Origin of the sequence: Thiomicrorhabdus sp. Kp2, from assembly GCF_000478585.1 — a bacterium.
In the GTDB taxonomy this organism is placed as follows: Bacteria; Pseudomonadota; Gammaproteobacteria; order Thiomicrospirales; family Thiomicrospiraceae; genus Thiomicrorhabdus.
The window spans coordinates 1,755,414-1,778,517 of sequence record NZ_ARWI01000001.1 but is presented as its reverse complement, the minus strand read 5'-3'; the positions used below and the strand labels follow the sequence as shown (position 1 = coordinate 1,778,517).

Below are 23,104 nucleotides of genomic sequence, written 5' to 3'. Positions count from 1 at the left end.
CCCCCTACTCGTTTGAATCGTTAGATGAAGTAGATCCAGAAATTAACCGTTGTAAGTTCGACTGAATTTGACTCTCTGAATCGATTAAAAACTGACCCGAAGTGACAATGGTCTCGCCTTCAGATAACCCAGAAAGGACCTCAACAAAGCCTTCACTTTGCATGCCTGTAGTCAGTTCTGACACTTCAAATTGGCCATTCTGCAAGGCCTTTACCACTCTTTTTGTCTTGCCATCATCAACCACCGCCTCTAAAGGAATTGCTAACACATTACGTTTAGGACCTCCGTAAATAGCAACATCCATAAACATATTGGATTTGAGCTTATTAGCGGAGTTTTCAACTGGTAAACGTACTTTCAAGGCTTGGGTTTTCACATCAGTGACTGGGTAGATATATTCAATAAAACTCTCCCACTCACTCTTCGGAAAGGCCTCTGATGAAAGGCTGGCGGTTAAGCCGTCACGAATCCAGTTCTGCTGTAAAGGCAACACTTCCGCTTCGACCCAAACTCGACTTAAATCGGTCAAACTCATTAATTCGGTTTGCGGCTCAACATACATGCCATCTTGTACAATCAAATTGCCCGCCACACCAGCTTGCGAAGCATAAACTGGAATTTTATGAATCACACGACGCTTTTGAATAATACGTGCGATATCGTCTTTACTAACGCCCAACAGTTCTAGACGTGTTTTGGCCGATTCTAGAACGGTATTGGCCTGATTGCCCAAACGTTTTTGGTTTTGGCGAGCGAGCAGTAAATCTTGCTGGGCAGAGACAATTTCGGGCGAGTACAAACGATAGAGCATCTGGCCTTTTTCCACCGATTCACCGTTGCTTCGAACGCTTAAATCACTAATCCATCCCGAGGCACGTGGATGAATATGAATGACATTTGCATCGTCAGCGACCACTTTTCCAAAGGTGGGGATGTACTTCCAAAGGGTCACGCGCTCCACTTTTGAGGTACGAATTGCCAAACCTTGTTGCAGGCCATTCGCGGACTCACCCGACACTGATATTTTAGGGGTAGAGACATTCTGCTTAAAAATTTGTTTGACCAAATCCATACCACAGAGCGGGCAAATGCCTTCGTGGTCTCTCACAATTTGTGGATGCATTGGACATACGTACTTAACGAGATCGGCACCACTTGAAGAACCAATTTCAGGCAGTTCACTCGAATCATGAGCATCGTGTGTGTGCGAGTCATGATGCATTTCCTCTTCTGCATAGGCAGAATTGAGCATCATTGATGAGAATAGCGTGATAAAAAATACAGAAACAAAACGTCTCATGGTTAAACCCTTTTTTAGAAATCAGATACTATGCTGCTTAAACGCATTAAGCAAACATCATGAAAATTTTAAATAGGGATTAAGCTTGGGGAGGTTTATATTCTGGAGAGATGGCGATAGACACCAATAAAGGTGAATAAGAAGCGATATAAGCCGAAATGAACAGGCCTACTGAAATAGATGCTTGTTCTAGATTCACAACAGGTGAAGTATGCTGACACGTTTGACCACTGGCACACTGGCAGTTATCGCCGCAATGGGCACACTGGGCAACCGTCTTTTCTATTGTTTGCATAGAAGGGCAGCAGTCATGTGATATCTTTGCATTGTTAGCAATAGAATGGCTAGAACCATGATGAAGCTGTGCATACGATGAAGAAGAAAACTTTGTCGTAACCATTCCTGATTCAGCTACACTTTTATTTGACGATATCGCACCTACCCACTGTGAAGACAGTGAGCTAAATAGGAATATAAATATCATTAAATAGTTTTTCATTTTTTCAATTATACAAGTTTTTAACTGAATGAGAAATCCAAAATATTTTATAGGCTCAATAGATATTCAATTTGATACTAAAAAACAAAGGTTATTGACGATGGTAGATATCAATATACCTAATTTACTTTAGGGCTATAAAGGTGTGTTCAAAAATACTGACCACTATTTTCTATTTTGTAATGATATGAATACTTAATAAACTAAGAATTAAAATCTAATTCATTTTATAGGACTCCCTTAGAAACAATGACACATACCATATGAATCTCGTACATATCTATCAACTTTGGTATACTTTTGAACTAAATACAAAATTAACGAAATCATACGTGACCAAATTACGGCTGCACTATCCACTGCTATTTATCCTTATTGTTGCTTTTATCAGCATGCAATGGGCTTCTGCACATGTTCATTTAGCAGAAAATCATAATCATGACGGAATTCATCACCATAAAGCAGAAAGTCACGCACATAATTTAACAACACACTATTCCGATACAGTAGATTCATCTCATCTAGCAGATGCTTCAAACACTGTTGACTTAGATAACCAATGCAATGTACCTTCAGGCAAGAACCAGTCACCTGATTTAATTGCTATTGAATATTGTTCTCAACAATACACCTATGTGCAAACCGTCAGGATTGAACCTCCCTTTACAAACAACCTCTTTTACCATCTTCTCGATCAATCAACAGCCAATCCTCGCGCACCTCCTTATTTCTCATAACATCTCACATATTTAAACAAATTTAATAATTTCAAGATCGTATAGCATCTTGAATAAACTGTTATTGAGAAAAATTATGTTATCTTTTATTAAGACGTCACGTTGGTTGTTGGCGGCATTTACCATGCTGGCCGTCAGCCAAGCTTTTGGACATGGTATGTCTGAAGCTGAAAAACAAACGATTATCGATGGAGGCAATCTAAGCTATCTATTGATTGGTACAACTCACATGCTCTCGGGCTATGATCATTTATTGTTCATCTTCGGTATTATCTTTCTTTTAACAAAGTTCAAAGACATTGTTAAATACATCACCGCCTTTACGCTCGGACACAGCGTCACACTTATTTATGCGACGTTTAATGGCATTCAAATTAATTACTTTTTGATTGATGCCATCATCGCTTTGAGTATTTGCTATATCGCCTTTGCAAACCTAAATGGCTTTAAAAAGTATTTAGATATCAAAGCACCTAACTTGCTGGTAATGATTACTGGGCTCGGCCTAATTCATGGCTTAGGCTTGTCTACACGCCTTCAACAGTTACCTTTAAATCAAGATGACTTACTCATGAATATCATCTCTTTTAATATTGGTATTGAAGTCGGTCAAGTCCTAGCCTTAACCGCCATGCTATTTGTCATGGTTTTATTACGCAAGTCAGCTTCATTCAAAACTTTTAGCCTTATCTCCAATTATGGACTGATATTTGCCGGCCTGTTTCTATTTATGCAGCAAATGCACGGTTATTCGCACACCTCACACCCTGATGAATTTGGTTTTAGCTCAGACAATCACATTCATGAGCATATCAAGATGGATGAAGAGCGAGCCGCTCAAGTCATTAAAAATACCCAACATGACAGCATTGAATAAAAGGAAATTGAATATGTCTAAATTATTTTTAACTTTTTTAGCAAGCTTGATTTTTATGACTCTGTCAGCCTGTTCTGATCATTCGCACGGTAATGGTTCGCACTCCCACGATGAACAAGAACATCACGAAACAATTGAATAATAGAAAGGAATCATTTTATGAAAAATTTAATCACAACACTGTTTTTATCACTCTTTATTACCGCTCCTGCAATGGCTAGTGGAGGACATGCACATGGTCCAGATGGCGGTCATAATCATTCACAGGCAGCCGTATCCAGTGAAGAAGCGATTAATAGAGCATCGAAAAAAGTAAATCAATTAGCGATTAAGGGTGTAATTGATGTGACTTGGAAAGACGTAAAAGCTCATAGCGCCACTCAAAAGCAGTTTTCAAAAGGCACTGAGTGGGTTATTACCTTTAAAAACGACAAGGTAAAAGACTCAAAAAAACAAAGCTTATATTTATTCTTTAGTTTGGATGGCCATTACATCGCGGCTAATTATTCAGGTAAGTAACACTCTGTTGTAAGAACGGTTTTAAAACTTGAACTCTTTGTTTTATTGACAAAGAGCTCTCATTAAATGGATTGTATCTATGTTATTTCATAACCTATATATTTCAAAAAAAACAACAACTGTTAATCGACTTTTTGGTGTAGCAACACTACTCTCTTTGTCATTAACATCCTTTACAAGTTTTTCTCAAACTCATGCGGTTGAATCTATCGATTTAACGACGGCCATCAAAAAAAGCATTGCTCACCACCCAGCGTTAAATCAGTATCAATACCAACTTGATGCTCAAAAAGGATTTGAAACGCAAGCAGGTGTTTCAATGCCTACAGAGGTTTCGCTCTCTGTGGAAGATGTACTAGGCACAGGGGATTTGCAAGGCATTACAAATGCACAGTCCTCCCTAAGTATTAGTTGGGTGCTCGATAACGATGTTATAAGTAAACGTGTCAGTGTCGAAAGTTCAAAAAAAGAGATCATTGAGATTGAGCAACAGATAAATAAAATTGACGTGGCTGCACAAACTGCTCGATATTTTCTCAGTACTCTCGCCTTACAAGAAAAGTTAAAAATCGCTCACCAGTCTGTTCAACAATTAAATAAGACAAAAACGCAAATCAAGAAACGTGTTCGAGCAGGCAAGACATCCGAAACAGACTTATTAAGAGCCGAAGCGGAATTAGAAACCGCTTTATTGCAACAGGAAGACATTCTTCATGAAATAAAGTCTGCCATGAGAATGCTTGTGGCTCAATGGGGTGAGAAAAACCAGCAATCGCTCAGAATAAACGGTTCACTACAGACTGAGCCGAACCTTATCACCCTAAACGAACTAGAGCAGAAATTGACGACAACCCCAGCTTTAAAAAGATTTATGGTCTTAAAGGGCATCGCTCAAACAAAAATAGATTTAGCTCAAGCGGAATCAAAAGCGTTATGGAAAGTGTCGGCTGGCCTCAAACGCTATGAAACATCGGGAGATTTTGGCTTAACAGCTGGTGTAACGGTTCCGATTATGCAAGCCAATAGAAACCAAGGGTTGATTGCCGCATTAACGGCAGAACAAAATCAACAGCAATCAGAGTTTAATGCATTGCAAAAACATGTTGGAACTCAGCTATTTGTTCTTTATCAAGAATTCAAACATGCACAACATGTCAAAGAAGCACTTCAAGAAAAAATCATTCCAAGCTTAAACAAGGCTCTAAATGAAGCGACTCGTGTCTACTTACAAGGAAAATACAGCTATATGGAACTCACTTCTGTACAGCGAGATTTATTACAAGCCAAGGCTAAATTGATAGACGCCAATTTGATGATGCATTTAAAAATGATCGAACTTGAAAAGTTAACAGGTATGCAATTAACCAGATTTGAAGAGAGAAAATAGTTATGAACAACATTTTTTATAAATTACGTAATGGGTTAATTGCGGGCCTGCTGGTATTAGGTGTATCCAATAGTGCCATTGCTGAAAGTAACCCTCAAATGTCCTTAGAACAAGCCGAACCTGAAAAAGGTATCCATGGTGGCCGCCTATTGAAAGATAACGGTTTTGTTGTAGAGCTTTCTATTTTTGAAACAGGTGTTCCGCCTGAGTTTAGAACTTGGGTTACTCACAATGGGCAACCTATTGATCCCAAAAAAGTCTCATTAAAAGTTATTTTGACCCGACTTGGAGGCGTTGAAGACCACATCAATTTTATGCCACAAGATGATTTTTTGCGTGGCGATATGGAAATCTATGAACCCCACTCTTTTGTGGTCACTATTCAAGCCAAACATCAGGGTAAAGATTATGAGTGGCGCTATGACAACTTTGAAGGCCGAGTGAAGATTCAACCTGAAATTGCTAAAGCGATGGAAATCAAAACCGAGATAGCTACTGAAGCCTTGTTAAATCAAACCATTAAATCCTATGGAAAACTGGCCGTTCTTCCTCAAAAAACCGCTAATATCTCAGCCCGCTTTGATGGAATCATCAAAAATGTATTTGTTAACCTGGGACAAAAAGTAAAAAAAGGCCAACGTTTAATTGTTGTTGAAAGTGATGAAAGCCTGAAGCCTTATAACATCACTGCTCCAATGGATGGATACGTGATTCAGCGAAATGCTAGTCTGGGCGAGCACACTCAAGGCAAGATCTTACTTCAAATTGAAAACCATGACGAACTCACGGCTGAACTTTTAGTTTTCCCTTTTCAAAGGGCCGCAATCAAGGCAGGTTTAAACGTCAATTTATCGATGAATGATATAAATGAAGGGTTCAAAGGTACTGTTACTCAGATAGATCGACACATGCAGGACAACCAATCTAGCGTTGTTCGAGTGCGAGTTGACAATCAATCAGGCTCCCTTTCACCAGGAATGTTTGTCAAAGGCGAGATCGAAGTATCCGAATTTACCGTACCATTAGCAGTAAAACGTAAGGCTCTGCAAAGCTTTAGAGACTTTACCGTTGTCTACGCCAAAATTGGTGATGAGTATGAGGTTCGCATGCTTGAACTAGGACGTGTATCAGGTGAATGGATAGAAGTGCTTGGAGGATTGAAATCAGGCACCGAATATGTCACTGATAACAGCTACATTATTAAAGCCGACATTGAAAAGTCCGGCGCATCACATGACCATTAAGGAAAAGACATGCTAAATTTTATTTTACAATTTTCCATAAAACGAAGTGGGGTGATTCTGGGTGCTGTACTGCTGCTTATCGCACTTGGAATTTGGAATGCCACAAAACTTCCTGTTGATGCGGTACCCGATATAACCAATGTACAAGTTGTCATCAATACCGAAGCACCTGGATATACACCTTTAGAAGTTGAACAAAGAATTTCATTCCCTATTGAAACCGCGCTCTCTGGCACACCAAATATGATTAAAACAAGATCGGTTTCTCGTTATGGCTTATCTCAAATTACCGCTATTTTTGAGGATGGTACCGACATATACTTTGCGCGCCAGCTAATCAACGAAAAACTATCTAACGTAAAATCTAAGATACCTAGCAATTTAGTGCCTGAGTTAGGCCCTATATCAACTGGGTTAGGTGAAATTGTCATGTTTACAGTGGATGCTGAACCTGGAGCGAAAAATGCCGACGGCTCAGAGATTACACCTATGGACTTACGTACAGTTCATGACTGGATTGTACGTCCACAGTTACTTAAAGTGCCTGGTGTCGTTGAAGTAAACCCGATTGGAGGTTACAAAAAAGAAATCGTTGTTGAAATCATTCCAGACAAATTACTTGCCTACGGCCTAAGTCAGGCTCAAGTCATTAACGCCATTGAAATGAATAATGAAAATCGTGGCGTAGGTTTTATTGAAAAAAATGGTGCTCAATGGTTAATGCGAGTACCAGGCCAACAAAACAGTCTTGAAGGCCTATCCAATATTGTTGTAAGTAATGATTCTGGGATAAACATTCAAGTCAAACATGTTGCGAATGTGACTGAAGGCAAAGAACTTAGAACGGGAGCGGCGACTCAAAATGGTCGTGAAGTCGTAATGAGTACGGTATTTATGTTGATTGGTGAAAATAGCCTTACCGTTGCAGAGGCCGTTTCAAAACAACTTGAAGTCATTAAGCCGACTTTACCTCACGGCGTCACCTTAACAGAAACCTACAACCGCATTAATCTAGTCAATAAAACGTTAGATACAGTAAAGAAAAACCTGTTTGAAGGGGCTATTTTAGTCATCGTCATTCTATTTTTACTACTTGGAAACATTCGTGCAGCCATCATTACGGCAGCCGTTATCCCTATTGCTATGTTAATGACCATTACGGGAATGGTACAAACAAAAGTTAGCGCCAATCTAATGAGTCTTGGTGCCCTAGATTTTGGTCTACTTGTCGATGGTGCAATCATCATTGTAGAAAACTGTTTAAGACGTTTAAGTATGGCGAGCGTACAAAAGAAAACCCTAGACTTAAAAGAACGTTTAGAAATTGTATTCAGTGCTACTCAAGAAGTGATAAGACCCGCTCTTTTTGGGGTGTTTATCATCACCGCCGTCTATTTCCCGATATTTGCATTAACTGGCGTTGAAGGCAAAATGTTTCACCCTATGGCGATTACAGTTGTCATGGCTTTAGCATCAGCAATGCTTCTTTCCATTACATTTGTTCCCGCTTGTGTTGCACTGTTCTTTAAAAAACCAGTTGTTATCAAACATAACATCATCATGAGTTCAGCAATGAAAGCTTATGAGCCTTTATTAAATTTTGCGATTAAAGCAAGATGGTTGGTACTAGCCGTGGCAATTGGATTAGTCTCATTTTCAGGTTACCAAGCCACTAAGCTTGGAAGTGAGTTTGTGCCTAATTTAGATGAAGGCGATATTGCTATGCATGCTCTACGTATTCCTGGAACGTCTCTTTCACAGTCCATAGACATGCAAAAGGTGCTTGAAGAAAAAGTAAAAGAGTTACCTGAAGTAGAAAGAATCTTTGCAAAAATAGGAACGCCTGATGTCGCAACAGATGCCGTTCCTCCAAGTGTTGCTGACAACTTTATTATCCTTAAGCCGCGTGATGAATGGCCAGATCCGACTAAAGAAAAACAACAAGTTGTCAATGAGCTTGCCGAGCTAGTCGAACCTATACCAGGAAACCGCTATGAATTTCTTCAACCTATTCAAATGCGCTTTAATGAACTCTTATCAGGTGTAAGGTCAGAACTCGCCATTAAAGTATTTGGTGATGATTTTGACAAATTAGGCGAGCTAGGTAAAGAGATTGAAAAGGCGATTAGTGGTGTTTCTGGCATTGCCGATCTGCAATCCGAAAAAACGACAGGGTTACCGATTTTAACCATCAACCCTAAGATTGAAAAACTGGCTCAATATGGTATCAGTACGAAACACCTCCAAGACCAACTTGCCGTAGCTCTTGGCGGTCAACAGGCTGGTCAATTCTATGAAGGTGATCGTAACTCCGACATCGTTGTCCGATTACCAGAACACCTAAGAACAGACGTTGATGGACTTTCCTATCTTCCAATCCAATTATTGAATAAAGATGTTATTCCTCTACAAGAACTGGCTAGCATCGAACTTGTCGAGGGATACAATCAAATAAAAAGAGAAGATGGTAAACGAAGCGTTGTTGTTACTGCAAACGTTCGAGGGCGTGATTTAGGTTCATTTGTTCAAGATGTTCAAGCAACGATAAATCAATCTGTTGATATACCTTCAGGGTATTGGGTTGAATACGGTGGAACTTATCAGAAGCTTCAATCGGCATCTGAAAGGCTAGCCATTGTTGTACCTATTACCTTAGTAATGATTATGGCTCTTTTGCTTTGGGCTTTAAGCTCAATTAAAGATGCCGCGATAATCTTTACTGGCGTACCTCTGGCGTTAACAGGAGGTGTTATGGCTCTACACCTTACTGGCATTCCATTTTCAATCTCAGCCGCCGTCGGATTCATTGCCCTTTCTGGTATCGCAATATTGAATGGTCTGGTGATGATTTCATTTATTAAAGACTTGAGAAGGAAAGGGGTGGCACTTGAAGACGCTATCATTGATGGCGCCTTAGGCCGTTTACGCCCTGTTATCACTACAGCACTTGTAGCTGCTCTTGGCTTTATCCCAATGGCATTAAATACCGGGATAGGCTCAGAAGTACAACGCCCTTTAGCAACCGTGGTTATAGGTGGAATAATTTCATCAACAATACTAACGCTGTTTGTTCTACCTGCGCTCTATCGAATATTGCATAGTAAGAATCAAGCCGTATAGTAAATTTAGTCACGTCATGGGTTTATATTTATAAACCCATGTAACTACAACGTTTAAAAAGCGTGCGAAAGTACGCTTTAACATCATTTAAATCTAAGCTTTAGAGGCTCAACTTCAAACCCGTCGTAATTATTTTAGTTTTTCAATTCTGTACTCACCCATCACTTGAGTCACATGACATCCAGCTTGTTCCTCTTCCCATTTTTTCATTAACTTCCATTTTTTGAAAACTAAAACAAACAATTGCATTCGAGTAAATAATTGGTTTACAATGAAATCATGCATTTTGTCTCAAAATTAAATAGGCATAATGAGACTTCCCTATACATCCGTTAGGAATACCCAGATGTTAAAACGATTGTTTTTAGTCATTTTCATTCTTCAAAGCTTCGCGACAACTGCGTGGGCAGGGATGGATATGTCTCAATTTAATCAAGCGGAAAAATCTCAAATGCAAATCATGCACCACTCGATGAACATGAACGAGGTACAAACAATGCCTTTTTCAAGTGAATCAAACGCAAATTCTCAAATGCACGCTATGATGGATTGCAATCAATGTGATCAAAATTCAAACTGTCACGATTTGATGTGCATCTCTATTCATGCAGCAACGCCATTTTATGCACAAATAGAGATGATTCTATCAGGAATATTATTGGTCGGACATCTAACGCCGACTTTAGCAATTTCAGTTCAATACTCTAATTCTCAGCCAGAAACACCTCCTCCTGCCATCTAACTCAGGCGAAATGCGTTCAAATATATACTGACAGAGTCTGATTCTTTTTAGAAAAAAGAAATCCGTTCCGTAATTTAACGCTTTCGCCTTAAAACTTAATCCCTTTATTGATTATTTTTTAAGGAGTTAGAGATGACCTCTTCTACTAAAAACACACACCCAACAACAATGAACCGTCGTCAGTTTGTACGCGGATTTGCTTTAACAACGGTTGCAGCCGCAGTTGCAGCCCATATACCCGCTGCTTTTGCATACGAAGATACACTTTCTCACGATGCAACGACTTATAACCCAAAGCAACCAGTCTTGTCAGGTACAGAGTTCGATTTAACCATTTCAGAAAAAATGGTCAATGTAACCGGCACACCTAATATAGCTACTCTAGTGAATGGTTCATTGCCAGCGCCTACACTGGTTTGGCGTGAAGGCGACACGGTTACGCTACGCGTTAAAAATGAACTGTCCGTAGATAGCTCAATTCACTGGCACGGCATTATATTACCAACCAATATGGATGGTGTGCCCGGCTTTAGTTTTGATGGAATTAAGCCCGGTGAAACCTACACCTATCAATTTACCCTAACCCAAAATGGTACCTATTGGTATCACAGTCACTCTGCATACCAAGAGCAAACAGGTGTATACGGAGCAATTGTCATTCTTCCTAAAAAAGAAGAACCTAAGCATGTTCAAGCCGATTATGACCATGTCATTCAACTATCAGATTGGTCAGATACTGCTCCAGAACAACTTTATGCGAATCTCAAAAAAATGGGAGACTATTACAACTTTAGCCAAAGAACGGTCGGTGATTTTTTTAGTGAAGTAAAAGAAAAAGGTTTTTCAAAAGCCTGGTCAGATCGTTCTATGTGGAACAATATGAAAATGACAGACCGTGATTTATCAGATATTTCTGGTGCTACCTACACCTATTTAATGAACGGACTAGCACCAAATGCACATTGGCGTGCCGTGGTGGAGTCAGGCAAAAAAGTCCGTTTACGTTTTATTAATAGCTCGGCAATGACTTTCTTTGATGTTCGCATCCCTGGACTAAAAATGACGGTGATTGCATCCGACGGTAACTTAGTACAACCTGTTCAAGTAGATGAATTCCGTATAGGTGTCGCAGAAACCTATGATGTCATGGTGGAAGCAGACACCAGTAAACAAGCTTATGCCATCTTTGCTCAAGCCATTGACCGTTCAGGTTATGCGATAGGCTCCATTACCTCCGATGCTTCAAAATTAGCGACTACTCCTGAAATGGATCCATTACCTATTTTAAGCATGACAGACATGGGAATGGACCACTCTATGCCAGGCATGGACCATAGCGGCCATGACATATCGGGTAGCTCACAAATGTCTGGCATGAACCAGAGTGGTCACGATATGTCTGGCGGTTCACAAATGAATGGTATGGATCACACTGGACACGATATGTCTGGCGGTTCGCAAATGCAGAGCATGGACCATAGCGGTCACGATATGCCTGGTGGTTCACAAATGAATGGTATGGATCACACTGGACACGATATGTCTGGAGGTTCGCAAATGCAGAGCATGGACCATAGCGGTCACGATATGCTTGGCGGCATGCAAATGGATGGCATGACATCTCCTGATTATACGCACGCCTTAACCATGGAAAAAATGAAAATGGGCCAGGATGTCAGTGATGTTGATCATTCAAAGCACGCACACACTGCGTCTAACATGAATGTCAATTTAGATGACGTACAAATTCCAATGGATATGAACCCAAAACTCCCTCTAATTGATGTGCCTAAAAAAGAAGGCCCGCAAATCGACATGCGTGCTACTGGCGCAAAATATCGTTTAGATGATCCAGGCGTTGGCTTACGCAATAATGGACGCAAGGTCTTAACCTATGCCGACTTAAAAAACCTTTATCCAACACGCCATGAGCCAAAGCCTACTAAAGAATTGCTATTGCACTTAACGGGCAATATGGAGCGTTATATGTGGTCAATTGACGGTATTCCATTTGATGAAGCACCACCATTGAAGTTTAATTACGGTGAGCGCATTCGCGTGACATTTATTAATGACACCATGATGAATCATCCTATGCACTTACACGGTGTATGGAGTGATTTAGAAACGGGAGATGAAAATCATATTCCTAGAAAACACACCATTGTTGTGCAACCAGGCGCCAAAATCAGTTATCGAGTCACCATGGATGCTCGTGGTGATTGGGCTTATCACTGCCACATGCTTTACCACATGATGGGCATGTTTAGACGTGTGCAAATTCGATAATGATGATTCGTGATTTAGGAGATATAAAGATGAAAAATTCACTCAAAACAATTTTAAGTGCCGCACTTACCTCGTCGATGCTAATAACATCGCAAGTGCACGCAGGCGGGGAAAGAGACCCTTTATTAGCATCCTTGTTAATGGACACCTTAGAGGTCAGTAACCAAACAGGGAACCCTACCGCTTGGGATGCATCCGCATGGATCGGTAAGGACTGGCACAAGCTTTACCTTAAAACAGAAGGTGAAAGTGTGAATGGCCAAATCGAGTCTGAGAACCAGCTGCTCTACAGCCGTCCCATTGAAAAATTTTGGGATCTTCAAATGGGTTTAGGTTACGACACGACTCCTGAAAAAACCCAAAATTGGGGAATAATCGGGTTACAAGGCCTTGCCCCTTACTTCTTTGAAACCAATGCGGTCATACTGGCAAACGACAAAAATATTGGCTTTAGATTAGATACAGAATACGAGGCTTTATTTACCCAAAAACTGATATTAACTCCCAGCCTAAAACTTAGTGCCTATTCCTCTGATGATGAATCCATGGGGATTGGATCTGGACTGTCATCTGCCGAACTTGGACTACGTTTTCGTTATGAATTTTCACGAAAATTTGCACCCTATATCGGTCTTAAATTTAACCAGGCCTTTGGCAAAACAGCCGACTATGTTAAGGCCGAAGGTGGAAAAGAGTCAGAAACCAGTCTAGTGGCCGGTTTAAGATTCTGGTTTTAATTAAACACTATAACGGTCGGACTTATTCACCATTAAGTCTGACCATACAGATAGGAAATCACCATGAGAGTTTTATTAATTATTCCGTTTTTATTGCTACTGAGCGCCTGTTCAGATGAGCAGGTAGCAAAATTGGATACCTCTGAAAGATGGTATTCAAATGCTGATGTTCAGATTGGAAAAAAAACATTTACCAACAATTGCGCCGTTTGTCACGGCGATAAGGCACAGGGGCTCACGAAAGACTGGAAAAAGACTTTAGCGGATGGAAGTTATCCGGCTCCACCTTTAAATGGCTCAGCGCATGCATGGCATCACCCGCTAAAAATCCTCTTAAGAACGACACAAAATGGCGGAATTCCGTTAGGAGGAACCATGCCAGGGTTTAAAGATAAGTTAACCCAGACCGAGCAATTGGCTGCAATCGCCTATTTTCAAAGTCTTTGGTCAGACAACATCTACCAGGCCTGGTTAGAACGTGGTGGTCTGAAATAAATTATGTATTACATTACAAGAGCGCTACTCATTGCTTACCCAGCGTTCTAAAAAGGAATTCAAATGAAGAGACGTGACTTTTTACGACAAGGATTAGGCATGACCTCCGGCTTAATAGCCGCAACTCATTCCCCTTTGACACTTGCTCAAACAATATCGCAAACGGGATTTTCAAAACCTATTTTTAACCTTAACGACTTTAACTTGCCCACAATTGAGGAAGGACAAACCATTCAGGGTAAACAAGTTTTTAAACTGAGACTACAGCAAGGTCAAACTCGAATATTAGCCGATACGACTACCGAGACCATTGGCATTAACCAAGACTTTTTAGCCCCCGTGTTAAGAATGAAAAAAGGCCAAACTGTCAAAATGGAGGTGACGAATAATCTAAATGAAACCGCCGCGCTTCACTGGCACGGCATGGTGTTACCTGCAACGGAAGATGGTGGGCCACACCAAGCTATTCAACCCGGTAAAACCTGGGTAGCGGAATGGAAAATACTCAATGAGCCCTCAACCCTGTTTTATCATTCCCACACCCATAATCAAACGGGCCAGCAAGTTTGGCGTGGCCTTGGCGGTCAAATGCAGATTGTGGATGAGGATCGAGATGCCGACTTAGGTATCCCGCATCAATATGGCATAGATGATTACCCTGTCATTTTAATGGACAGAGCGTTTGATGAATCGGGCGAATTCTATTACAACAATACCCGTATGAATAAAATGCGAGGCATGCATGGCGATGTCATGTTGGTGAATGGCGTTGCAAACTCGGTGCTTAAACCGAAAAAAACACTGGTTAGATTGCGGTTACATAATGCATCAAATGCCCGTTTTTATCATTTAGCATTTTCAGATAACCGGCCTTTTCAGCTAATTGCCTCCGATGGCGGCCTACTGGAAAAACCGACAACCTTACGCCAAATTCGTTTAGCACCTGCAGAACGAGCCGAGATATTAGTGGATCTTTCTGACCGAAATCCTATTACTCTCAGAAGCATCAAAGGCTATGGCAATCTTTCAATGGGCATGATGGGTGGAGGTAACGCCCGTTATCTGGATCAAAACTTTGATTTATTGCATATTGATTCGAGTCAGTCTGAACGATCGTCTGCGTTTAAAACTACTCAGCTGATAACCTTGCCCGATTGGTCTAAAGTACAGGTGGCTCAAACTAGGCGAATGAGTTTAGAGATGCAAATGGGCCCAAGAATGATGTTTGGTTCTGGAGGCTTTACGATTAATGGCCAAGCCATGGATATGGATGTCATCAATGAAGTAACTCATGCGAATACCTTCGAGGTATGGGAACTGCAGAACCCCTCCATGATGCATCATCCATTCCACGTACATAATACCCAATTTAGAGTATTAGATCGCGACGGTAAAGCGCCTTATCCCTGGGAAAACGGTTTTAAAGATACGGTAACCGTGCATGCTGATGAAAAAGTCAGAATTCTATTTCCAACAGGGCCTTATAAAGACAGCAAGATTCCTTACATGTATCACTGCCATATTTTAGAACACGAAGATGCGGGGATGATGGGTCAATTTACTGTTACTTAGCAAGAACATTCTTGAGGTTGTATTTTGAGGATTAAACCTACGTTCCAATAAAAATTACATACTAAATTTAGGTAAGCATGATGAAAAAATTAACTTAATAGATATAGGCCCTTTACTGAGCATACTTTTTATACAGAACGCGATTGCACACCCGTTTGTATATGCGCCTTTGGGTAAAGCCAATCAAATGACAACGATTCAATAAAATAGTTAAGAAGGAGATATATTCGTGTTGAAAAATTTTAAATCGCCAAAACTGGTTAGTTTTTTATTGATTTGTTTAGCTTGGCTCCCCCCAATGGAAAGCCAAGCACAACAGGCAGAACAGGTTGATGCAGTTCCGTTTGTTGTTCAGTTAACAAGGAGTGATGAAAATTATGGGCACAGAAGAGTTTTCCTGCAAATCGATAAAGTGCTCGATGAGATTGGAGAAGACAAATTGGCGATAACTGTGGTTGCTTATGAGGATGGAATTAAAGCATTACTGGCAGATAATCCTAAGACTTCACAATTGTTAACCAAGCTGGCTAACCGTGGAGTGACTTTTAAAGCGTGTCGTATCAGTATGCGATCGTGGGGGTTAAAGGATGAACAATTTCCTTTGGAAGTCGAGTATGTGCCATCGGGAGCGCCGGAAGTCGTCCGCCTACAGATGAAAGGATATAAGTATTGGCGTCCTTAAATAGCGATTTGATTAATTATTGAAGTACAGGAGAAATTGTAATGGATTGGCATTTTGAATCAATGGGAGGTTATATGGGTGGTGGTATGTGGTTATTTTGGTTAGTGGTTTTAGTAGTTATATTTGTATTGCTAAGACAATTCACCCCTTTATCTGACAAAGAAACTGCTTTAGAAGTATTGAAGAAACGTTATGCCAAAGGAGAGATTGATAAACAAGAATTTGAAGAGAAGAAAAAGGATCTTCAATCGTAATTGGATTTTAACTATATAAGAAGACGATTTCGTTAAAGAAAAAGGAGCACACAATGTATTACCAAGTAGAAAGTGAAAAATCATTTGATCAAGCTGCTACGGATCTAGAGGCATCAGTGAAAGAGCATGGGTTTGGCGTTCTACATATTCATGATTTAGGCGGCACTCTTCGCAGTAAGGGGGTCGAATTTTCTGAAGACTGTAAGGTTTTTGAAGTTTGCAACCCTGTTAAAGCTGCACAAGTATTGTCTACTGATATGCGTTTGAATATGGCTTTACCCTGTCGCATCTCTGTTTACACTGAGAAAGGTCAAACTAAAATTGGCATGATTGAACCGGCAAAAATGCTGGGATTTCTATCTCAGGATGAAGCATTAACTGAGGTGGCAAAGGAAGTGGAGCAGAAAACCATGCAAATGATTAATGATGCTAGATAGTTTTTAGCAAAAACGTTCGAATTGGAACGCTGACAGGAGAGAGACATGAATGAGAAGTTTTCAGAAGGTTCGTCTAAGGCTATGATTGATCCTGTTTGTCATATGGAGGTTTCCGAAGACACTTCTTATATCTATCAATATAAAGACCGGACTTTCTATTTTTGTAGTGAACACTGCCAGCATAAATTTGAACAAAACTCTGCTGTTTATCTACACCCCTCAGAGGATAAACAATTAGCCAACCCACCTCAGGAAGCGGGTCAATATACTTGTCCTATGCACCCTGAAATCGTACAAGACCATCGTGGAAATTGTCCAATCTGTGGTATGGCATTAGAGCCTGTCCTTATTGATATGGGTGAAAGCTCAAGTGATGATACAGAGCTTAAAGATATGCAGCTTCGTTTTTGGGTAGGTGCTGTATTTTCCATTCCAGTATTTGTATTGGCAATGTGGATGGACTTGTTGCCTGAAAGCCTTCCAGAAATGTTGAGTTTTTATCACATCCAGTGGGTTGAATTTATTTTAGCTACCCCCGTTGTTTTGTGGGGAGGGTTACCATTTTTTATTCGTGGCTGGCAATCGATTAAAACTTGGAATCTAAACATGTTCACACTGATTGCGATTGGTACTGGTGTTGCATGGAGCTATAGCGTGTTTGCTTTATTTTCGCCTCAAATCTTTCCACCTGCTATGCAAACAGAAACGGGGCTGGTGCATGTCTATTTTGAAGCTGCTGCCGTCATTACGACATTAGTTTTACTTGGACAAGTGTTAGAGTTACAAGCCCGTTCTAAAACGAACCAAGCCATTCAATTGTTATTGGGCTTAGCACCCAATACGACATGGCGACTTGAGGAAGATGGCAACGAAAAAGAGGTTTCGTTAACCGATGTACACGAAGGAGATGTTTTAAGAGTTAGACCGGGAGATAAGGTGCCAGTAGATGGCTCGGTGATTCAAGGGCAAAGTTACGTTGATGAGTCAATGGTGACGGGTGAACCAGTTCCAGTTGATAAGGCTACTGGTGATCATTTGATTGGTGCCACGATTAACGTATCAGGCAGTCTATTAATGAAGGCTGAAAAGGTAGGTAAGGATACTCTGCTGTCACAGATTGTCGATATGGTAGCTCAAGCTCAAAGATCAAGAGCCCCTATCCAAAAGTTGGCTGATATCGTTTCATCTTATTTTGTACCAGCTGTGGTGGTAATTGCATTCATCTCATTTTTGGTATGGTGGGCGTTTGGTCCCGAACCTAGCTTGGCATATGCATTAATCAGTGCAGTCGCTGTATTGATTATTGCATGTCCCTGCGCTCTAGGTTTAGCCACACCAATTTCCATTATGGTGGGGACTGGGCGTGGTGCTCAACACGGTGTATTGATCAAAAATGCAGAAGCACTGGAAATTATGGAAAAAGTCGATCTGCTGGTTGTTGATAAAACTGGAACCTTGACAGAAGGAAAGCCCAAACTGGTATCTATAGAAGCTCAGCCAAGTTTTGAAAAAATGGAGGTTTTACGTCTTGTCGCTAGCCTCGAAAGAGGAAGTGAGCATCCCCTCGCTAAAGCGATTGTTAGTTCTGCTGTGGATGATGGAGTGACATTGAGCAAGCTCACTGACTTTAACTCTGTGACGGGCAAAGGGGTTGTTGGAATGGTGGATGACCATTCAGTGGCCATAGGTAATCAAAAGCTGATGGGTTCACTGAGTATTGAGTTAAGCCACCTAGATGAGAGCATTCAGAGTTACCTTTTACAGGGGCAAACCGTTATGTTTGTGTCCATTGATAAAGCTTTTGCAGGTTTATTGATTGTGGCTGATCCGATTAAAAAGACCACTAAAGAAGCGATTGAAGCATTGCATCAAGAAGGCATAAAGGTGGTGATGCTGACAGGAGACAATAAAGTCACCGCTAATGCGGTTGGTAGCCTCCTCAATATTGACCAAATAGAGGCTGAAGTTCTTCCTGAAGATAAGGCTAATTGGGTCAAGCGCTTTCAAGATGAAGGTTATGTGGTTGCTATGGCGGGTGATGGTGTGAACGACGCACCTGCGCTAGCCCAAGCACATGTCGGTATCGCCATGGGAACGGGAACCGATGTGGCAATGGAAAGTGCTGATGTCACTCTAGTGAAAGGCGATTTAAACGGTATCGTTAGAGCTCGTAAATTAAGTAAAGCGACCATGCGGAATATTAGGCAAAATTTATTTTTTGCATTTAGTTATAACTCGCTTGGCGTACCTATTGCAGCTGGTGTTTTTTATCCAGTCTTTGGCTTGTTATTGTCTCCAATGATTGCAGCAGCCGCAATGAGTTTTAGCTCTGTATCGGTGATTGGAAATGCCTTAAGGCTAAAAAAACTAAAATTATAACCTGTTCTTAACTTTGAGTGGTCAAGTTGGGTTGTCTTGACCATTCTTTTGAGTTTTACAACCTGATTTGATAACGAAGTTTTTAATTTTATAGAGGATATTGTTATGAAAAAACTAAATTTAATGTCAATTATTTTGAGTGGGGCTGTAATGACTGGAGGGTCAATGGTATATGCATCTGATCATTCATACCCACAAACTCATGCAATTCAGAGTATGGAAGGAAATCATATTATTGGTGGTCATTTAATGACTTCGGAAGAACGCAAAGAATTCAGAGAAAAAATGAAAAATGCGCGCACGCCTAAAATGCGAGAACAGTTGTTAAAAGAAAATCATGAAAAAATGCAAAAACGTGCAAAGGAAAGAGGGGTGCCATTAAGAAAAATGCCTCCAAGTCAAGGACATCTCATGGATAAAGGCATGATGGATAAAAACATGCATGACACCCAAGAGCACGGACATAACCATTAAAATGTAGAGAAAGTGATGGGGAGCCACCTTCTTTTATGGTGGCTTCGACTCTGTAAATTAAACTGTAAACGCTCATTAGTAATGACCCTAAAACACTAGACACTTCATAGCTATATAATTAGCGTAAAAATGAGATGTTTTCAATTCCCCTTAAGGTTTATTGATTGATACGTTCTGATTTATTGACTGATTGACGCGAGTCTTCACTTTTAACTTGAAATGCAAATAGTAACAAAACTGAAACCACAGAAATAAAAATAGATGCAAAATACTCCAGTGAATATCGGTTTTCCTTTTGCTGTTTAAGAGTGGCTGAATCGCACTGTATACTTGGCGACACGGCTAACAGACCTGAAAACATCTCTGAGTTAGGGTAATGCAGATAACCGTGATAACATTGAACAGTGCTAACGACGTCTTGAGAGATTCCGTAAGTTTCAGCAAGCTTAACTTCAATTTGTTTTTGCTCTTGATAATAGCTTGGTGCGTATTGTGATATCGCCCAAATAGACCAAATAAATATTCCGACCAAAACGGTCTTTAATACCCTCTCTATCCAAATGATTTCTTGTGTGTTTTGATAAGCCATAGAGCTCTCCTTTACATGATTAAATAACACCTTTCTCTATGAAGATATCGTATTTCTCAATTCCGTCAAATTTTGAACGTCTTCGAGAATTTTAAGAAAGGTATGTTGCTTATTTTTAAAGAGGTCATTAATTCAAACGGTTAAGGTAATGCTTGTTGGCTCCAATATTTAGTTCTGCAAAGTGAAAGTATTCTGGCTTATCCTTAAACGCCATGCTTCTTAATGAAGCTGAAGTACTTAGGCGATCCGCCATCTTAATTGCATTGCCTGACACAAAACGACAGACGCCTTGTGGTTCCTTCCAAGTTAATAGATATTGCAGCGTCTCAGCACCCTGTTCCCAATATTCTTGCAAGGTATTGAGAGGATCTGCTAGGAGCATGAGAGAGAACTGCTCATGATCGATTAGTCGGCCTGTTGAGGTATGCTGAGTTGGCCCAATAGTTTTAACCTTACCAATATCATGAAAAAGTGCCGCAATAACGGCGACCTCTTTTTCTTTGGTCGAGACATCAATAAGTGACTCAACTGTTTGCTCGGTCATCAAGGCACACTCTAAAGAATGCATCAGCAACCCTCCTGGAAAACTATGATGATGACGTTTACTGGCTGGAATACTGACAAAAGCGGTTATCAGTGATTTATCCATCAACACTTCTCTTGCAAACATTCTTAAGGGAATAACCTTTAAGCTCTCTATTAATTCAAACAACTGATACAGTGAATCAAAATCATAACAGGCCTGGTAAATTGGAAAGAGCTGTTCCAGTGTTAAAGTGCTTTTGAATAGTCGCCAGTTCAGAACAGACCCATCACTACCTTGTTCTAACCAGAGATAAAGTGTTTCGGAGTTTTGCAGATTCAGGCTTTCATACCGCTGATTGATGTCGGCGTAATCTTGGCTATCGACCTGTATGTAGTGAGTGATGAAGTTTTGGTCAACAAGACTCACCTGACACCAACCGAAATCTGTACAGCCTAACTCTTGACCAAAAATACCAGCATAACCGATGAGCTGTTTACCGTTGCCGACTTGCAGACGTTTTTGTTGGTTGTAAAGCATAATTGGGTTCATTGGTAGACCTCCATCATAATCTTTTCTTTAAGCTGACTGACAAGGTGTTCAAGTACATCGTCTTGGCTTACTGGCGTTACTGCTAGGGTCGCTAACACCCAATACTTAATAGCATCCCTGTTATTAGCGCATTGACCTTGTCCTAATACGAAAGTTAGGTAATCACCCTCTTGAATGTTAAACAGGTACATAAGATTATTTACCAGGCGATTTAGGACCCTTGGGTCTTCAATAGCAATTGGTACTTCGATGGTTGAAGTCATCGATGGATGTTGCCTTTTTAAAAAAGGCGGGATATGTTGATTTGATGTTGCTTGTGGTGTAGTTTGATGTAAATTCATTAGTAACGTCCTCCCATTGAAGAAGTTTGATTGGGTGTTAAGAACTGATCCCAAAAAGCCACTTCTTCGGCTTCGCTTTGTTGTGCTTGATTAACCGATACGCTTAATTCTTCATCAGCTTGTTTTTCAGCATCGTTTACTGGCTCATGAAAACCGTCAATATTGGAAGCCAATAATCGCTCCATTGCCGAACCGTCTTGACGAGTGAGGTTGGGAACATAACGTGCATAGACGCTGAACAGCATAGTGGTGGTACTGTGGCCCATCTGTTTGGCAATCCAGTTGGGGTTTTCTCCTGCCGCCAACCAGAGCGTGGCGGCTGTGTGACGGGTTTGATAAGGCTTACGGTACTTAATCTTGAGATAAGCCAGTAGTGGCGTCCAGACGCGTCTTAAAAAGTTAGGCGTATGCACCGGTGAGCCGTTATTGGCGTGAAACACCATCTCACAGGATACATCACGATTTTTATAGCGCTCCAATAAGGTGTTATAAACCAAGGTCGACATCTCAATTTCTCGTTGAGAACCCTCGTTTTTGGTGTATTCCCAACGCCCCATTGAGAAGGTTTCTCGCACGAGAATCTCACGTCGTTCAAAATCAACGTTGTCCCATTTAAGACCGTCAATCTCTCCTGTACGCATGCCTGTAAAAAACCTCACGAGCAAATAATCACGCCAATCCGATCGGACGTTGACCAATATCAAGTTCACTTCTTGAATAGAGAGCGGTTCGATATGCACCTTCTCTTCTTTAAGAGGCTTGATATTTAAATGAGGTGGCGTAAAATTGTATCGGTCAGCTGCTTCATTCATAATCATATTGAGACACTTGATAAACTTGTTTATCGTCTTTGGCTTTAATTTACCGTCCGATTGTTTGGCGACGTTAGAACGGTACTTTAAAATGTGAGCTTTGGTGATTTGGCTGACTTCCATTTCTCCAAAATGGGGAATAAGTCGCTTATCGATATAACGCTGATAAGTTTCGGCTGTTGAAGTTCGCCATGTTGGTTCCATCTCTGAATACCACTCGATTGCAAACGCTTTAAACAAAGGTGTTTTGGTATAACCTGGTTGTTGCTTTGCTTGAATCTCGTCAATCTTGTTTACCATTGAACTGTTTGGAAAATACTTACCGTACTCAAACGTTCCCAAAGTAATCTCGGCTTCAATACGTGCCAATATGGCTTCCAGCCTTTTGCGGTTGGTTTTTGTGTCAGGTAAAGATGTGTATTCTCTACATCTAATTTTTAAAAACTGAAAATCAAAATATAGGTTTCCAGTACTCTTTTTGACTCTAATCGTGGCCATATAAAGCCTCCTAATATAAAAAACTATCTTGAATAACTTTATAAC

At 40.6% G+C, this 23,104-nt stretch carries 23 protein-coding genes; 16 read left to right on the top strand and 7 right to left on the bottom strand.

Annotation, left to right across the window (positions count from 1 at the left end):
• Positions 1-4 precede the first annotated feature (4 nt).
• Both A379_RS08205 and A379_RS13050 read right to left on the bottom strand, forming a co-directional pair.
• The gene (locus A379_RS08205; protein ID WP_051145102.1) at positions 5-1,300 is read right to left on the bottom strand and encodes an efflux RND transporter periplasmic adaptor subunit; all 1,296 of its coding nucleotides are present in this window, start codon (positions 1,298-1,300) and stop codon (positions 5-7) included.
• Between the two features lie 79 nt (positions 1,301-1,379).
• Positions 1,380-1,784, bottom strand: coding sequence for a hypothetical protein (locus tag A379_RS13050; protein ID WP_157832358.1), 405 nt, complete (start codon positions 1,782-1,784; stop codon positions 1,380-1,382).
• Positions 1,785-2,131: 347 nt separating this feature from the next.
• On the opposite strand from A379_RS13050, the gene A379_RS08200 reads away from it, so the two are divergent.
• From A379_RS08200 to A379_RS08175, 6 genes are all read left to right on the top strand, one after another.
• Entirely contained in the window at positions 2,132-2,536 is a 405-nt protein-coding gene (locus A379_RS08200) for a hypothetical protein (protein ID WP_040727410.1), read from the top strand.
• A 76-nt stretch (positions 2,537-2,612) separates the two neighbouring features.
• Positions 2,613-3,413, top strand: a complete 801-nt coding sequence (locus A379_RS08195) for a HupE/UreJ family protein (RefSeq protein ID WP_040727409.1) — start codon at positions 2,613-2,615, stop codon at positions 3,411-3,413.
• Positions 3,414-3,572: 159 nt separating this feature from the next.
• On the top strand, positions 3,573-3,932 hold the full coding sequence (locus tag A379_RS08190; RefSeq protein WP_040727406.1) for a DUF6488 family protein: 360 nt from the start codon (positions 3,573-3,575) through the stop codon (positions 3,930-3,932).
• Between the two features lie 79 nt (positions 3,933-4,011).
• Positions 4,012-5,319, top strand: coding sequence for a TolC family protein (locus tag A379_RS08185; RefSeq protein ID WP_051145101.1), 1,308 nt, complete (start codon positions 4,012-4,014; stop codon positions 5,317-5,319).
• 2 nt (positions 5,320-5,321) lie between these two features.
• Positions 5,322-6,563 carry an efflux RND transporter periplasmic adaptor subunit gene (locus A379_RS08180; RefSeq protein ID WP_040727405.1) on the top strand — a complete coding sequence of 414 codons (1,242 nt, stop codon included), beginning with the start codon at positions 5,322-5,324 and terminating at the stop codon, positions 6,561-6,563.
• Positions 6,564-6,572: 9 nt separating this feature from the next.
• On the top strand, positions 6,573-9,683 hold the full coding sequence (locus tag A379_RS08175; protein WP_040727403.1) for an efflux RND transporter permease subunit: 3,111 nt from the start codon (positions 6,573-6,575) through the stop codon (positions 9,681-9,683).
• A 129-nt stretch (positions 9,684-9,812) separates the two neighbouring features.
• On the opposite strand, the gene A379_RS13045 is transcribed toward A379_RS08175, so the two are convergent.
• Complete coding sequence (locus tag A379_RS13045) at positions 9,813-9,968, bottom strand: hypothetical protein (protein ID WP_157832357.1); 156 nt, start codon at positions 9,966-9,968, stop codon at positions 9,813-9,815.
• A 61-nt stretch (positions 9,969-10,029) separates the two neighbouring features.
• Here A379_RS13045 and A379_RS08170 point away from each other — a divergent pair, with 61 nt between their 5' ends.
• The 10 genes from A379_RS08170 (at position 10,030) to A379_RS08125 (ending at position 19,744) form a co-directional block, all read left to right on the top strand.
• The gene (locus A379_RS08170; protein ID WP_040727401.1) at positions 10,030-10,425 is read left to right on the top strand and encodes a hypothetical protein; all 396 of its coding nucleotides are present in this window, start codon (positions 10,030-10,032) and stop codon (positions 10,423-10,425) included.
• Between the two features lie 132 nt (positions 10,426-10,557).
• Complete coding sequence (locus A379_RS08165; protein WP_040727399.1) at positions 10,558-12,714, top strand: copper resistance system multicopper oxidase; 2,157 nt, start codon at positions 10,558-10,560, stop codon at positions 12,712-12,714.
• A 29-nt stretch (positions 12,715-12,743) separates the two neighbouring features.
• Positions 12,744-13,451 (top strand): copper resistance protein B, encoded by a 708-nt coding sequence (locus tag A379_RS08160; protein WP_051145100.1) that lies wholly within the window; start codon positions 12,744-12,746, stop codon positions 13,449-13,451.
• Positions 13,452-13,514: 63 nt separating this feature from the next.
• Positions 13,515-13,946 carry a cytochrome c gene (locus A379_RS08155; RefSeq protein ID WP_040727398.1) on the top strand — a complete coding sequence of 144 codons (432 nt, stop codon included), beginning with the start codon at positions 13,515-13,517 and terminating at the stop codon, positions 13,944-13,946.
• 63 nt (positions 13,947-14,009) lie between these two features.
• Positions 14,010-15,518, top strand: coding sequence for a multicopper oxidase family protein (locus tag A379_RS08150; RefSeq protein WP_040727396.1), 1,509 nt, complete (start codon positions 14,010-14,012; stop codon positions 15,516-15,518).
• A gap of 229 nt (positions 15,519-15,747) precedes the next feature.
• The gene (locus A379_RS12750; RefSeq protein WP_051145099.1) at positions 15,748-16,200 is read left to right on the top strand and encodes a DsrE family protein; all 453 of its coding nucleotides are present in this window, start codon (positions 15,748-15,750) and stop codon (positions 16,198-16,200) included.
• Between the two features lie 41 nt (positions 16,201-16,241).
• Positions 16,242-16,454 carry an SHOCT domain-containing protein gene (locus tag A379_RS08140; protein WP_040727394.1) on the top strand — a complete coding sequence of 71 codons (213 nt, stop codon included), beginning with the start codon at positions 16,242-16,244 and terminating at the stop codon, positions 16,452-16,454.
• Between the two features lie 53 nt (positions 16,455-16,507).
• On the top strand, positions 16,508-16,891 hold the full coding sequence (locus tag A379_RS08135) for a DUF302 domain-containing protein (protein ID WP_040727392.1): 384 nt from the start codon (positions 16,508-16,510) through the stop codon (positions 16,889-16,891).
• Positions 16,892-16,936: 45 nt separating this feature from the next.
• Positions 16,937-19,270: a heavy metal translocating P-type ATPase gene (locus A379_RS08130; protein ID WP_040727390.1), complete on the top strand. Its 2,334-nt coding sequence runs from the start codon at positions 16,937-16,939 to the stop codon at positions 19,268-19,270.
• Positions 19,271-19,375: 105 nt separating this feature from the next.
• Positions 19,376-19,744: a hypothetical protein gene (locus tag A379_RS08125; protein ID WP_051145098.1), complete on the top strand. Its 369-nt coding sequence runs from the start codon at positions 19,376-19,378 to the stop codon at positions 19,742-19,744.
• Between the two features lie 157 nt (positions 19,745-19,901).
• On the opposite strand, the gene A379_RS08120 is transcribed toward A379_RS08125, so the two are convergent.
• The 4 genes from A379_RS08120 to A379_RS08105 all read right to left on the bottom strand — a co-directional run bounded on the left by A379_RS08120 (position 19,902) and on the right by A379_RS08105 (position 23,059).
• Positions 19,902-20,333 carry a hypothetical protein gene (locus A379_RS08120; RefSeq protein WP_040727388.1) on the bottom strand — a complete coding sequence of 144 codons (432 nt, stop codon included), beginning with the start codon at positions 20,331-20,333 and terminating at the stop codon, positions 19,902-19,904.
• Between the two features lie 127 nt (positions 20,334-20,460).
• The gene (locus A379_RS12745; protein ID WP_051145097.1) at positions 20,461-21,408 is read right to left on the bottom strand and encodes a TraI domain-containing protein; all 948 of its coding nucleotides are present in this window, start codon (positions 21,406-21,408) and stop codon (positions 20,461-20,463) included.
• Positions 21,405-21,749: a hypothetical protein gene (locus tag A379_RS08110; RefSeq protein WP_040727386.1), complete on the bottom strand. Its 345-nt coding sequence runs from the start codon at positions 21,747-21,749 to the stop codon at positions 21,405-21,407. Before A379_RS08110 ends, A379_RS12745 begins: the two co-directional genes overlap by 4 nt.
• The gene (locus tag A379_RS08105) at positions 21,749-23,059 is read right to left on the bottom strand and encodes a site-specific integrase (protein WP_051145096.1); all 1,311 of its coding nucleotides are present in this window, start codon (positions 23,057-23,059) and stop codon (positions 21,749-21,751) included. The genes A379_RS08110 and A379_RS08105 overlap by 1 nt, the downstream gene beginning before the upstream one ends.
• Positions 23,060-23,104 lie beyond the last annotated feature (45 nt).